Raw genomic sequence first — 13536 nt, forward strand, 5'->3', positions numbered from 1 at the left:
GTGACCCCGTGCTTCAGTCGGTATGGTTGTGGCGCGCGACGGCGGCGCGAACGGCGTCCTCGTCCCCGGCGGCGATCGCCTCCACCAGGTCGGCGTGGATCCGCAGCCGCCTCGCGCGGTAGGCGCCGGCGTCCCGGTCGGGGGTGCGCGCGGTGGACGACGTGAGGTGCCCGAGCGTGCCGATGTAGACCGCGCGGGCCATGGCGTTCGGGCACAGCTGCGCGATGCGCTCGTGCAGGGCCCAGTTGGCGCGCATGAAGGTGTCCCAGTCCGGCGCGGCCGCCATGTCGTCCAGGCAGGCCCGCAGCGGCAGGATGTCGCCCGCGCCCGCGCACCGGGCGGCGCCGACGTCGACGAGCTCCTCCAGGTGGTTGCGGAGTTCGATGGCGTCCGCGACCGTGCCCGGTTCTCCCGCGACGCTGAGCAGGGTGTGGCGCAGCCGCACGACCGGGCTCTGGTCCGCGACGAACAGTCCGCCGCCGCGACCGGGGCGGATCTCGAGCACCCCTCGGTCACGCAGGAGCCGGATGGCTTCGCTGACCGTGGCGCGCGCCAGACCGGACTCTTGGCGGATCTCCTCGATGGTGCCGATCGCGGAGCCGGGACTCAGTCCGCGGACGCGGTCTTCGAGGGCGCCGGCGAGTTGCTCGGCCCGTGTGCCGCCGGGAGCGCTCAGGCCGGCCAGCACGGCGCGGTTCTCGGTAACCATGACGGCATTCAATCATAAAGGTTATAACCTTTAGAAGGTTATGGAGTTACTGTCTTCCCCGAGCGGAGGAGTGCGGATGCAGATCGTGGGAGTGGCGTACGGCGACGAGGTACGGGTGGCCAACCTGTCGCCGGACGGCGACCGGCTCACCGTGGTGGCCGGCGTGCGGGAGTTCTGGGCCGACCCCGAGGTATGGCTGGCCCGTACCCCTGCCGGCGAAGCGATATCGGCGGGTGAGGCGCGCCTGGTGCCGCCGGTGCTGCCGGAGGCACAGATGCTGTGCGTCGGTCTGAACTACCTCGAACACGCCGCCGAAGGGTCCTACCGGGACCAGGAACTGCCCGAGCACCCCACGCTGTTCGCGCGGTGGACGCGATCGCTGACGGTCGGCGGGGCCGAGATCCCCGTGCCCTCCACCGAGGACGGTCTGGACTGGGAGGGCGAGATCGTGGCCTGGGTGGGCCGGACGCTGGTGGACGCCGACCCCGCCGAGGCGCTCGAGGCCGTGGTCGGCTACTCGACGTTCAACGACGTCACCGCGCGGCGGGCGCAGAAACTGACCTCGCAGTGGACCCTCGGCAAGAACGCCGACCGCTCCGGCCCGCTCGGTCCCATGGTGCCCGCCGGCGAGGTGGGCGACCTGCGGGACGGACTGCGGGTGCGGACCCGGGTCAACGGCACGACCGTCCAGGACGCCTCCACCAGCCAGATGATCCACCACGTGGGCGAGACGCTGGCCCACATCTCGCGCACCCTCACGCTGCGCCCCGGCGACCTGCTCGCCACCGGCACCCCGTCAGGTGTCGGCTACGCCCGCACCCCGCCCTGGCTGCTGCGGCCCGGCGACATGGTGGAGGTCGAAGTCGAGCGCCTCGGGATCCTCCGCAACACGATCGTGGGCGGGGAGCACCGCCGGAAGCCCCTCTCGGGTCCGCTCGACTGAGGACGCCGGTGGCCCCGGGGTCGCCTCCGGGCGGGAGCAGTGGCCCTTCCCCGAGGGACAGGCGGGCTGCCCCGGTTCCGGACGCGGGAAGACCCCTCGCCGTGTCCGGAACGGGGGTGCTGGGCCCGCCGGCGAAGGGCCGCCTGACCGCTCCGGGCATGACCCGCGCTCAGGGTGTGGATCTCGCACGGTCGCCTCGTGGTGGACGTCAACGATCCGCGGGCGGACCTCGCGGAGGAAGCGTGCAGGTTCCCTACCAGGGCGTGCGTCAGCCGCTGAGCCAGGGATCCGGAGTGTTGCCGAAGGACGCGAGCACGTCCGGTCCGGCTCGTCCTCGCTCTGGTGCTGTCAATGATGCTGTCAATCCGTGGTGACAGTCACGGTGGGGTTCCTTCGGTGGCCGAACCGGAGTTCACGAAATGGGCACCTCCTCGGCGTCGTAGCCGTAGATCCAGCCGTTGCCCACCAGGGGGTCGGACCCGGCGAGTGCCGTGTCGCGGGCCTGTTGCTCGGGGCCGTCGGGCAGGTGGTTGACGTCGCGGCGGCCATGACTGATCTGCTGAAGACGTGTGGTGCGTTCGATGCGTACCGCCTCGTACTGCTTCAGCGCCTGCTCGGGATCGTCGGCCGACTCAGCCAGGCAGCGCGCCAGTACCGCGGCGTCCTCGATGGACTGGGCCGCGCCCTGGGCGAAGAAGGGGAACATGGGATGCGCGGCATCCCCGAGCAGGGTGGCCCGGCCCCGGCTCCAGCGCCGCAGCGGCGCCCGGTCCAGCAGAGCCCAGCGGCCGGGGACGCTGCCGGCGGCGATGAGGTCCGTCACCCGCGGGTCCCAGCCGGCGAACTCGGCGTGGAACTCCTCGATCGTGGCCTTCGCGCTCCACGACTCGTCGGTGTAGTCCCCGGCGGGGGCGAAGGCGACGACATTGACGGCCCGTCCACCATTCATCGGGTAGTGCACGAAGTGCCGTCCCGGCCCGAGCCAGAGGGTCTGGGCGGGGCGTAGGGCGAAGTCGGGTGCGGCGTCGGCGGGCACGATGGCGCGGAAGGCGCAGATGCCGGAGTACTCCGGCGGTGTGGACTCGGCAACCATGCTCCGGACGACGGAGTGCACGCCGTCGGCGCCGATGACGACGTCCGCCTCTGCGCGGCTGCCGTCGGCGAAGCGCAGTTGCACACCGTGCGGACTCTCGTCGACCGAGGTGCACCGGGCGCCCAGGCGGATCCGGTCGCCGGGTACGGCCGACTTGACGGTGTCGAGCAGGTCGGCCCGGTGGACGACGTAGGTGCGCTCGCCGTAGAGCCGCTCGCACACGCCGCTCAGCTTCTCCACCGACAGCACGCCGCCATCAGCCCAGCGGCGGAACTCCCAGCCCCAGTCCAGCGGCACGGCCCCGCGCAGGAACCGTTCCATGACGCCGAGACGGCGCAGCAGCCGTACGGCGTTGGGGGCCGCGACGAGTCCGGCGCCGACCTCGCCGAGCGCGGGCGCCTGCTCGTAGACGGTGGCGGTCAGTCCCGCGCGGTGCAGGAAGGCCGCGGCGGCCAGACCGCCGATGCCGCCCCCGACGATGGCGATCCGCGGGCCGGGCACGTGGGTGGGCATGGATCCACTCCTCTGACTCAAGGGCGAGCGTCCTACTGACCCGGATCCTTGCCCACGCCCCGACAGCCGCGAAAGGTACTATGTTCATTCAATGGACATCGCCTTTCGATGCCCCCCGGAGTTGAGGACTGATGCCGCGTACCAGTCAGCCCGGCCGCAGCGTGAGTTCGCGGCTGCTCGACGTTCTCTTCGCGTTCCGGCCCGGCCGGTCTCGCCTCACCCTGGCCGACCTGACCAGGGAGACCGGGCTGCCCCATGCCACAGTGCGCCGACTGGCGCTGGAACTCGCCGAGGCGGGAGCGCTGGAACGGGCACCGAACGGCTCGCTCAGTGTGGGCATCCGGCTGTGGCAGCTGGGCACACTGGCACCGCTGAGCGTTCCGCTGCGCACCGCCGCGCTCCCTTTCATGGACGACCTGCACACCGCGCTGCGCCAGCACGTCCAACTCGCGGTGCTGGAGGGGACCGAGGCCGTGCTCGTCGAGCGGCTGTCGGCGGGCAACGCGGTGGACGTCATGTCGGAGATCGGCGGAAGGCTGCCGCTGCACTGCTCCGGCGTAGGCAAGGTGCTGCTCGCCCACGCCGGTTCCCAGCTGACGGAACAGGTCGTCGCACAGGGCCTGCCCGCCTACACCGAGCGCACCGTCACCGATCCCGCGCGGCTGCTGGAACAGTTGGACGAGTGCCGCGAGACCGGCGTGGCCGTCGTCCTCCAGGAGACGACACCCGGCGCCGACTCGGTGGCCACCCGCGTCCTCGACGACGAGGGCAAGGTCGTCGCGGCCCTGTCGGTCGTCGTGAGCGCCGGGTCGGTCGATCTGCGGACGGTACGGCCGGCCGTCATCGCCTCCGGACTGGCCGTGTCCCGCAGACTCGGGTGGCATCCCTCGGCGGGAGTCGAGCAAGCGCGGTCGGACAGGTCTCGATGACGGACCCGTCAGGGATCCACCCCGGGACGTCGCCGGTGCTTCGGCCAAGGCAGTGGCCGTACGTCCCGCCGGACCGCTGCGCGGCCGGTGGGGACCATCAGGCGCACCGTTTCGCCGGCTTCGGCACCGAGTCCCTCATCGCGGGCAGCGCGGCAGGACACAGGCCACCGCAGGCACCGACGACGCGTTCCGAGCACATGATGAGCGACGACGAACGGCCGACGGGACGACGGAGATGCCGAACGACATGCGACGAGGCGCCCAGCACGCCTCGCTACCGGCGGTTTGCGTCGCTCGGGGCCAGCAGGCCGTCCACCACCAGTCCGGCCAGTGCGTCCGCCCTGGCGAGACGTTCCGCGTGCGACATGTGCTCGGGCCGGCCCAGGCGCCGGGCGAGGGGCTCCTGCACCAGTCCTGACACGGGAGTGATGATGGCGAAGAACAGGACGTCCATCGGAACCCGGACCATGCGCCCGGATGCCATCAACCTCTCGGTACTGGGCGCGACGAGGGCCAGCGCCGGCTCGATGTAATGCCGGCAGAGGTAGTCCAGCCGCTCGGTGTCCCGTGCGGACTCATCCGCCATCAGCACGGCCAGGTACGGTTCGCCGATGTTGATCCGGTAGAAATCCGTGACGAACCGCCGCACCACGTCCTCGTCGTCGCTTCCGGGTACGGCCGGCGCCAGGCGCGTGACCTGAGCCCCTAGCGCGGCGTCCACCACCGCACGCCAGAAGGCCGCCTTGGAGCCGTAGCGGTCGTTGATGAAGGTGTGGCTGACGCCGAGACGGCGCGCGAGCTCCCGTGCCGACGCCCGGTCGTATCCCAGCTCCGCGAACGCCTCCAGGCCCCGCAGCAGGACGTCCCGCTCCGCGGGCACTTCGGGGGAATCCGCGCCGGGGCGCCCTGGGCGTCGAGTGGTGCTCGCCTTGCCTCCCACGTGCCCTCCTCAGACGGCTGTACGGGCGCGCGCCCGACAGTCGGGCCAGCGTAGCCGCCCGGATCGGCGCATCGCGAGCACTGCGCCTGGTCAGCGCCTCATCCCGAACCCGCCGCCCCGGCCTCATCACCGGTTGACAGATGCCGGGCAACGAGTAATCTGACAAGTGTCGGATATTGCGGCGGGCACCCCCTCGGGGTGCGACTTGAGGCCCGCCACGCCATCGAGCAGGCCGTACCGGCACACCCACCCCTCCCCCGCCGAACGGACCACCTTCCCCTCATAACCACCGACAGTACGAAACAGTTTCGTTCACATACTGACCGTATGCATCCCTGCAGGGCATCCACACAAGGAGCCGTCATGCGTAAGACCACCGTCGGCGCGGCCGCCATCGCTTCCGCGCTGATCGCCTCACTCACCCTCGCCTCGGGAGGACCGGCCACCGCGACAACCGGCGCCGGCTCGGCCGCGGCGCACAGCACCACCTCCGGGCAGGGGCCGGCCCATACGAGCCTTCCGGTCCTCGTCGACCCCGCCGCCGACCTCGCATCCAACCCCGACAGGCTCAACCAGTCCTGGTACGTGACCGCGCACGTGACCGCGGGGGGGCACCGGTACGGATTCCTGGCCCACTACCTGAGCGCCGGCGACGCCAAGCAAGGGCGCGCCCTCTCATCGGTGTCGATCACCGACGAAGACACCGGCTGGTACACGAAGTCGGAGATCGTCCTTCCTCCCGGGACGGGCCTCTCCGACAAGCAGGGCGTGGACATCCACACCGACAACATCACCTGGACGGGCAGCGCCAAGGAGATGAGGCTGCGCGCCAAGGTCCCCGAGGGGACCATCGACGTCACGCTCCGCCCCCGCGGAAACGTCCTCTACAACATGGGCACGGGCTACTTCCCCATGTTCGGCGACGCGAAGTACCCGAACTACGAGTACGCCCTCCCCGCCGTTGACACCTCCGGGACGCTGGCGCTCAACCACCGCACCGAGAAGGTCCGCGGGCAGTCCTGGGTGGACCGCCAGTGGGGACCCCTTCCCGACATCTCCTCGGGCCGCGCCTCGTGGGCCTGGATGAACCTCAACCTGTCCAACGGCGACAAGATCAGCGTCTGGAACCAGAAGTATGACAAGCAGAACAACTTTGCGACCATCCTGAAGCCCGACGGCACCCAGACCCTTGCCGAGGCGACGCTCACGCCCGACACCTCCACCCTCTGGACCAGCCCGACCACCGGAAAGAGCTACCCCACGCGCTGGAAGGTCACCATCCCGGGCGAGCACGCCAAGCTGAACGTCACCGTCTACGCCAAGAACCAGGAACTGGTGACCACCGGGCCTCGCTACGAGGGAAGCGCCGCCGTCACCGGCACCTACGACCACCGCCCGGTCACCGGCACCACCTACATCGAGGTCACCGCCCCCCAGTAGCCGTCCACGGCCGCCGAACAACGGGCCTGAACACCGCGCCAGCGTCTGTGTGACCGTGGCCCGCACAGCCGTAGCCTGTCGGCTCAAGTCCCGCTGACCGGCCTCCGCTTGCACAGGAAGCCGACGGTCGCCACCGTTCCATGACTCTCCCGACCGTCGGCGGCACGCCGCCGAGGACCCCGGCCAGGCTCCGGTGTCGACCCTCGCCGGGGTGCCGCACTGCGCCGAGCACCAGGCCTCGGGCGATCGTCACCTGCGCCGCTTCCCGCTCTTGACCACCTGCCTGATGGAGGCCTAGCTTCCCAGTGAGCCACTTATGGTCCACCGGTCCGCGATGCGGACCAACTTCCGCTTCAGGACGGGCGGTGCTCGATGAGGGAGCGACGAAAAGATGCCGACGAAGCAAACCGCCGCAAGCCGGGGACGTCGTCCACACGCACGTTCTCGTCGTCGGCGCCGGGCCTGCAGGACTGACGGCGGCTGCGTTCGGGATCTCGCCCCCGGCACCGATGTGCTGTGGAGCCCGTGGACCACCGCCGTGCCCCACACGGAATGGATGGCCCTGTTGCTGATGCACGACCCGCTGCCCGCCGACGCCTCGGACCAGGCGATCGCCGAAATCGTCCGGGCCGGAATCAGGGATCCCGACGGCGAGTTCAAGATCAAGCACATCGGGCGCCGGCAGATCAACCACATGGGGGCCGAGCAGTACCGCAAGGACCGGGTATTCGTGGCCGGCGGCGCGGCACACCGTCATCCGCCGGCCAACGGACCCGGCAGCAACACCTCGATCCAGGGCCCCCTACGACCTGGCCTGCAAACTCGCCCCCGTGCTGCGCGGAGACGCCGGTGAGGCGCTGCTGGACACCTACCACGACGCGCGCGAGCCGGTGGAGCGCCAGATGATCGACCGGGCGATCGAGAGCATCGCCGAACTCCAACCGCCCAGCGAGGCGACCTGCTCGGCTTACGGGCAGACCGCCGAGCAGGTCTGGGCGGCCGTCGACGATCTCTTCGCCCCGGGCGAGGCCGGGGCGGACCGCCGAGCCGACCTGTCTGAAGGCAGTGCGGCTGATCGACCACCAATTCAACTGCTACGGCGTGGAGTCGGGACTGCCGTACACATCCGTCGTCGACGACGGCACGCCGTTGCCCGCCCACACGCGAGCCCTCGAGCTCCACTGTCACCCGACGACACGTCCCGGCGCCCACCCGCCGCATGTCCGGCTCCCCCACGGCACCGAGTACGTCTCGACGCTCGGCCTCGTCGGGCAAGGCCGGTGCACCGTGCTCACCGGTGTCGGCGGAGCGGAGTGGACCACGGCCGCGGCGGCCGTCCCGCTCGAAACCGGTCTCACCGTCGAGGCGCGGACGGTCGGAATGCGCGCCGACGACGTGCTCGGTGCGAGGACCCGCGTCCCGGTGCGGTGACTCGGCTGTGTCAGCGTGCATCAGCCGTTTGGAGGGTGACGTCGCTGAGGCGCCCCTCAAAAGCCCTTGGCTCGGACACGGGAGTCCTCGTGGAGTCGACCGTCACCCCGAGGCCGTGCCGCTGAACCAGCGGGACCACGACCGCCCACGACTGGAGCGCTCCATGGCAGCCTCGTCCCCAACGCCTCACTCACTCCTATTGTCACGCCGTGACCTGGAGTTCATGCTCTACGACTGGCTCGGCGTCGAAACGCTCATCAAGCGCGAACGGTACGCCGATCACACGCGGGAGACCTTCGACGCCGTCCTGGACCTCTGCACCCAGATCGCCGAGGAACGCTTCGCACCGCACAACAGGCTGAACGACGAGCAGGAACCGAAGGTGGTCGACGGCCTGGCCGTGGTACCGCCCGGCATCAAGACCGCCCTCGACACGGTGGCGGACGCCGGACTGCTCAGCGGCGGCATGGACGCCCGTGTCGGAGGCCTGCAACTCCCGCAGGTCGTCCAGACCGCCTGTTTCCTCTGGTTCCAGGCTGCCAACATCAGCACGTGGGCGTACGCCATGCTGACGGTGGCAGGCGCCAACCTGCTGCTCACCCACGGCACCGACGAACAGGTCGCCGCCTACGTCCGCCCCATGGTCGAGGGTCGCTTCCACGGCACCATGTGTCTGTCCGAGCCGCAGGTGGGATCCTCGCTCGCCGACATCACCTGCCGCGCCGAGCCCCGCGACGACGGCACCTTCCGGATCTTCGGCAACAAGATGTGGATCTCCGGAGGCGACCACGAGCTGGGCGAGAACATCGTCCACCTGGTGCTGGCGCGGATTCCGGGCGGCCCGCCCGGCGTGAAGGGCCTCTCGCTCTTCCTCGTGCCCAAGTACCTGGTGAGAGCCGACGGCGCGCTGGGCGAGCGCAACGACGTGGTCCTCGCCGGGCTGAACCACAAGATGGGATACCGCGGCACGACGAACACCCTGCTGAACTTCGGCGAGGGCGGGTACCGGCCAGACGGCCAGCCGGGCGCCGTCGGTCACCTCATCGGCGCACCGCATCAGGGTCTCGTCGCCATGTTCCACATGATGGACGAGGCGCGGATCGGCGTCGGAGCGGGGGCGACGGCACTGGGATACACCGGCTACCTGAAGTCCCTCGCGTACGCCCGGACACGCACCCAGGGACGTCCCGCGGGGGTGAAGGACCCCGCCGCACCGCCGGTGGCCCTGATCGAGCATGCCGACGTCCGGCGGATGCTCCTGTCTCAGAAGTGCTACGTGGAAGGCGCGCTGGGACTCGTCCTCTACTGCGGCAGGCTGCTCGACGACGAGCGGAGCGCGGCCGACGCCGCGGCGCGGACACGGGCCCGTCTGCTGCTGGGGGTCCTCACGCCGATCGCGAAGAGCTGGCCTTCCCAGTGGTGCCTGCACGCGAACGACCTGGCGATCCAGATCCACGGCGGCTACGGGTACACCCGCGAGTACGACGTGGAGCAGCACTACCGGGACAACCGGCTCAACGCCATCCACGAGGGAACCCACGGCATTCAGGCCCTCGACCTGCTGGGCCGCAAGGTGGTCATGGACGGCGGGGCGGGCCTCGGCGCTCTCGAAGCGCTCGTCCGGGCCACGATCGAGCGGGCCTGTGCCGTCGGCGGGGAGGCGCGCGACCTCGCGGCGGCTCTCGATCACGCCCTCACCCGGCTCGTAGAGGTGACCCGGACGATCCACACCGCCGACGTGCCCGCCGGCGTTCGCCTGGCCAACGCGTCGGTGTATCTGGAGGCCGCCGGCCATGTCGTCGTGGCCTGGATCTGGCTGGAGCAGTTCCTCGCCACCTGCGACGGCGACGATTCCCTGCGGCAGGGCAAACGGCAGGCCTGCCGCTACTTCTACCGCTGTGAACTGCCCTGCGCCGAGCCGCAGTTCGACCTCCTCGCGCGCCTGGACACGACGGCGCGCGATACCGATGACACATGGTTCTGAAGGGACGACACCGATGACATCACCGGTCCGCATCGAGTACGACAGCGACGGTGCCCTCGCGGTCGTGATACTCGACAAGCCGCCGCTGAACCTCTTCGACGAGGCGCTGTTCGCCGCGTGGGAGCAGGTCGTCGACGAGCTTGCCGCCGTCACCGATCCGGCGCGCCCCGATCGTGCCAGAGCGGTGCTCATCGAGGCACGGGGCACAGTCGTCTCCGGCGGCGTCGACGTGGCGACGTTCGCCGCGATCGCGGAGAGCCCCGGTGCGGTGCAGCGCGCCGGGGCCCTGTGGAAGCGGCTGGTGCGGATCGTCCAGGCGCTGGAGGAGCTGCCGGTGCCGACGGTCTTCGCCGCGCACGGGCTGACCCTCACCGCGGCGTTCGAGATCGCTCTGGGGTGCGACATCCTGCTTGCTGCTCAGTCCGCGTCATTCGGGCTGGTGGAGATCGTCGTAGGGCTGACGCCCTCGATGGGAGGGCCTCAGCGCCTGGCCGAACGTGCCGGGCCGGCCAGAGCCCGTGAGCTGATCTACACAGGGGAGCGCTGTTCGGCGGCGACCCTCGAGCGCTGGAACGTGGTGAACCGCGTTCTCCCGGACGAGGGTTTCACCGAGGCGGCGCGGGAGTACGCGCGCCTCGTCGCAGCGGGCCCTACCTGCGCCCACGCGGCGACCAAGCGGCTGGTCGCGACGGCTGTCCGCGACGGCGTGCGGGCCGCGGACGACGCCGTGCCGGCGGTGTCCAGTGCCCTCTTCGCCACCGACGACCTGCACGACGCGGTCACCTCGTTCCTCCGTGACGGCCCGGGCAAGGCGACCTACCAGGGCCGATGAACCGGCCGCTGGTCAGCGTCGGCTGCTGGCGGGGCAGTCCGTGCGGGACATGCGGCACGCCTGCCGCTACCGCCCGGTGTGTGACCGGTTCTCCGGCCACACACCGGGCGGTCATCCGGCCTGCGGCGGATCCACGAAGAAGTCGAGCTCCGGCTGCGGCCCCCCGCCGTACCCGGCCAGGTCCGTGATACCGGCTTCGGCCAGGACTTCGGCGTCGACGAGGGTCTCGCCGGTCCGCTCGCGCGGCGGGCGGGAGAACACGGCGAGGGCCGCGTCCGCCGTGATCTCGGGGCTGCGTGACCGGGAGGCGACGTTCTCGCCGCCCAGGACGTTGGACACCGCGGCGGTCGCGATCATGGTCTGCGGCCAGAGGCAGTTCGCGGCGATGCCGTGCTCCGCGAACTCGGCTGCCCAGCCGAGGGTGAGCAGGGTCATTCCGTACTTCGTGTGTGTGTAGGCGGGGTGGACGCCGAGCCAGCGCGGGGCGAGGTTGAGCGGCGGTGACAGGGTCAGGATGTGGGCCTGGTCGGACTGTTTCAGGTACGGCAGGCAGGTCCGGGTCAGCAGGAAGGTGCCCCTGCTGTTGATCGACTGCATGAGGTCGAAGCGCTTGAGGGGCAGCTCCTCGGTGCCCCGCACATCGAGGGCACTGGCGTTGTTGACGCAGATGTCGACGCCGCCGAACCGATCGACCGCGGTGGCGACCGCCCGCTCGACGTCGGCCTCCTCACGGACGTCGCCGACCACGGCGACGGCGGATCCGCCGGCGGCCTCGATCGCGTCGACCGCTGTGTGCACGGTGCCCGGCAGCCTCGGGTCGGGCGTGTCGGTCTTGGCCAGGAACACCGCGTTGGCGCCCTCGCGGGCCGCGGCGGTGAGGATGGCGAGCCCGATGCCGCGGCTGCCGCCGGACATCACGATGGTCCGGCCCTTCAGTGATGTCCCCATGACGGGGTTCTCCCATCGTCGGTCTTCGGGTGCGTGTCAGTGGCCCTTGAAGCGCGCGGGCCTCTTCTCCAGGAAGGCCAGGGCGCCTTCGCGGAGGTCGTTCGAGGTGCGGCAGCGGGCGACGGCCTCGATCGCGTGGCCCAGCGCGACGCTGCCTGCCGCTTCGTCGCCCTCGCTCAGGCGTCGGACGGCTTGTACGGACGCCTTGGCGGCGCGGACCGACAGAGGGGCGTTCGCGGCGATGGTCGCGGCGAGTTCGTCGACGGCCTTGCCCAGCTCGTCGGGTTCGACGACGCGGTCCACCAGCCCAACGGCGTGTGCCTCCGCAGCCGGGAGACGACGTCCGGTGAACAACAGGTCGCTCGCGACGGCCGGGCCCACGGTCTGTACGAGTGCGGCGGTCTGCTCCAGCGGGTAGCCGACGCCCAGTCGGGCGGCCGGGATGGCCAGGACGCTGCGGGTGTCCGCGTAGCGGAGGTCCGCGCCCAGCGCGAGGGCCATGCCCGCGCCCAGGCAGTAGCCGTGGATGCGGGCGATGACGGGCACGGAGAGCGCGGACAGCCGTGTGAACAGCGTCGTGGCCGCGTCGTCCGCCGCCCGCCGTGCGGCATCGTCCTGTCGCCCCGGGAACTCGCTGATGTCCGCGCCGGAGACGAAGGCCCGTTCACCGGCGCCGCGCAGGACGACCACGCGTACGTCCGGATCCTCGTCCATCGCCCTTAGTGCGACGGCGAGTTCGGTCATCATCGCCACGGACAACGCGTTGTGCCGAGCCGGGTTGCTGATCTCCACGGTGCAGACCGCGTCCCGTACCTCGGTGCGGATCCTTGGTGAGAAGGTCACGGTCAACGCGGTCATCCGGTCTTCTCGTCGACGAAGCGGTTGCGCAGCGCGCCGATCCCCTCGATGCGCACTTCGAACTCCGAGCCATGCTGGAGAAGGACCTTCGGCTCACGCACGAACCCCACCCCGGACGGTGTGCCCGTGATGATCAGATCACCGGGCTCCAGGGTCATCATGGTGGTGATGTAGGCCAGCAGCTCCGGTATGCCGAAGATGAGCCGGGAGGTGCGGTCGTCCTGGAGCACCTTCCCGTCGAGCGTGCCCTTGATGGCGAGGTCGGGCCGTGCGCCGCCGAGTCGGGCGGCGGGCACGACAACCGGGCCGAGGGGAGTGAGACCGTCCCATGCCTTGCCGGCGATCCGCCCCGGCGTGTGGAACTGGAAGTCGCGGACGGAGACGTCGTTGGCCGCGGTGTACCCGAAGACGACGCTCTCCGCGTCCTCGACCGCGATGCGACGCGCACGGGCACCGATGACCACGGCGAGTTCGCTCTCGTAGTCGATCTGGTCCGATTCCGGCGGCAGTGCCACGTCGGCGTAAGGCGCTGCCAGCGAGGTGTGCCACTTCGGAAACAGATCGGGATGAGCGGGTCCCGCGTCGCGTCCGCCCTCGTGCACGTGCGCGAGGTAGTTCTGGCCGAGGCAGATGACCTTGCCCGGCCGACCGACCGGACTCAGCAGCTGATGGTCCGGCGCGTCGATCACGGTGCCGGCCTCGATGGCCGCCGGGTCGCCGCCAGCCGCCTCCAGCAGCAGGGGCAGGTCGTCGAAGACCTGGCCCTCGACCAGGGCGAGGCGCGCCTTCGGCGCCCCGTCCCGCCGCAGCGCGACCACGGGTCCACCGCCGTGCAGGACCCGGGCGAGACCGAGCCCGTCCGTCCAGTCCAACGGTGAAGCGTGAGTTGGAGTGGTCATGAAGGTGCCCTCCTGAT

At 70.6% G+C, this 13536-nt stretch carries 13 protein-coding genes; 7 read left to right on the plus strand and 6 right to left on the minus strand.

Going from position 1 to position 13536, the window contains the following annotated elements; all coding sequences use genetic code 11:
- Positions 1-13: 13 nt before the first annotated feature.
- The gene (locus ACFZDK_RS26520; protein ID WP_390976187.1) at positions 14-709 is read right to left on the minus strand and encodes an FCD domain-containing protein; all 696 of its coding nucleotides are present in this window, start codon (positions 707-709) and stop codon (positions 14-16) included.
- 76 nt (positions 710-785) lie between these two features.
- Here ACFZDK_RS26520 and ACFZDK_RS26525 point away from each other — a divergent pair, with 76 nt between their 5' ends.
- Complete coding sequence (locus tag ACFZDK_RS26525) at positions 786-1652, plus strand: fumarylacetoacetate hydrolase family protein (protein WP_365792924.1); 867 nt, start codon at positions 786-788, stop codon at positions 1650-1652.
- Between the two features lie 412 nt (positions 1653-2064).
- Here the strand turns inward: ACFZDK_RS26525 and ACFZDK_RS26530 are convergent, their stop codons facing one another.
- Positions 2065-3258 (minus strand): FAD-dependent monooxygenase, encoded by a 1194-nt coding sequence (locus tag ACFZDK_RS26530; protein WP_365792926.1) that lies wholly within the window; start codon positions 3256-3258, stop codon positions 2065-2067.
- Positions 3259-3389: 131 nt separating this feature from the next.
- Here ACFZDK_RS26530 and ACFZDK_RS26535 point away from each other — a divergent pair, with 131 nt between their 5' ends.
- Positions 3390-4187 (plus strand): IclR family transcriptional regulator, encoded by a 798-nt coding sequence (locus ACFZDK_RS26535; protein ID WP_365792928.1) that lies wholly within the window; start codon positions 3390-3392, stop codon positions 4185-4187.
- A 274-nt stretch (positions 4188-4461) separates the two neighbouring features.
- On the opposite strand, the gene ACFZDK_RS26540 is transcribed toward ACFZDK_RS26535, so the two are convergent.
- The gene (locus ACFZDK_RS26540; protein ID WP_390976190.1) at positions 4462-5127 is read right to left on the minus strand and encodes a TetR family transcriptional regulator; all 666 of its coding nucleotides are present in this window, start codon (positions 5125-5127) and stop codon (positions 4462-4464) included.
- A gap of 363 nt (positions 5128-5490) precedes the next feature.
- Here ACFZDK_RS26540 and ACFZDK_RS26545 point away from each other — a divergent pair, with 363 nt between their 5' ends.
- The 5 genes from ACFZDK_RS26545 to ACFZDK_RS26565 all read left to right on the plus strand — a co-directional run bounded on the left by ACFZDK_RS26545 (position 5491) and on the right by ACFZDK_RS26565 (position 10814).
- Positions 5491-6567, plus strand: coding sequence for a lipocalin family protein (locus ACFZDK_RS26545; protein ID WP_365792932.1), 1077 nt, complete (start codon positions 5491-5493; stop codon positions 6565-6567).
- A 538-nt stretch (positions 6568-7105) separates the two neighbouring features.
- On the plus strand, positions 7106-7420 hold the full coding sequence (locus ACFZDK_RS26550) for an FAD-dependent monooxygenase (RefSeq protein WP_365792934.1): 315 nt from the start codon (positions 7106-7108) through the stop codon (positions 7418-7420).
- A 212-nt stretch (positions 7421-7632) separates the two neighbouring features.
- The gene (locus tag ACFZDK_RS26555) at positions 7633-7998 is read left to right on the plus strand and encodes a hypothetical protein (protein ID WP_390976527.1); all 366 of its coding nucleotides are present in this window, start codon (positions 7633-7635) and stop codon (positions 7996-7998) included.
- Between the two features lie 199 nt (positions 7999-8197).
- Entirely contained in the window at positions 8198-9982 is a 1785-nt protein-coding gene (locus ACFZDK_RS26560) for an acyl-CoA dehydrogenase C-terminal domain-containing protein (protein WP_390976193.1), read from the plus strand.
- Positions 9983-9995: 13 nt separating this feature from the next.
- Positions 9996-10814: an enoyl-CoA hydratase-related protein gene (locus ACFZDK_RS26565; RefSeq protein ID WP_390976195.1), complete on the plus strand. Its 819-nt coding sequence runs from the start codon at positions 9996-9998 to the stop codon at positions 10812-10814.
- Between the two features lie 111 nt (positions 10815-10925).
- Here the strand turns inward: ACFZDK_RS26565 and ACFZDK_RS26570 are convergent, their stop codons facing one another.
- The 3 genes from ACFZDK_RS26570 to ACFZDK_RS26580 are packed head-to-tail and all read right to left on the minus strand — an operon-like array spanning position 10926 to position 13519.
- Positions 10926-11762: an NAD(P)-dependent oxidoreductase gene (locus ACFZDK_RS26570; RefSeq protein ID WP_365792940.1), complete on the minus strand. Its 837-nt coding sequence runs from the start codon at positions 11760-11762 to the stop codon at positions 10926-10928.
- A gap of 36 nt (positions 11763-11798) precedes the next feature.
- Positions 11799-12620, minus strand: coding sequence for an enoyl-CoA hydratase-related protein (locus ACFZDK_RS26575; RefSeq protein ID WP_365792942.1), 822 nt, complete (start codon positions 12618-12620; stop codon positions 11799-11801).
- Positions 12617-13519, minus strand: coding sequence for a fumarylacetoacetate hydrolase family protein (locus tag ACFZDK_RS26580; RefSeq protein ID WP_365792944.1), 903 nt, complete (start codon positions 13517-13519; stop codon positions 12617-12619). The genes ACFZDK_RS26575 and ACFZDK_RS26580 overlap by 4 nt, the downstream gene beginning before the upstream one ends.
- Positions 13520-13536 lie beyond the last annotated feature (17 nt).

The organism is Streptomyces sp. NPDC007901 (assembly GCF_042959465.1).
Lineage (GTDB): Bacteria > Actinomycetota > Actinomycetes > Streptomycetales > Streptomycetaceae > Streptomyces.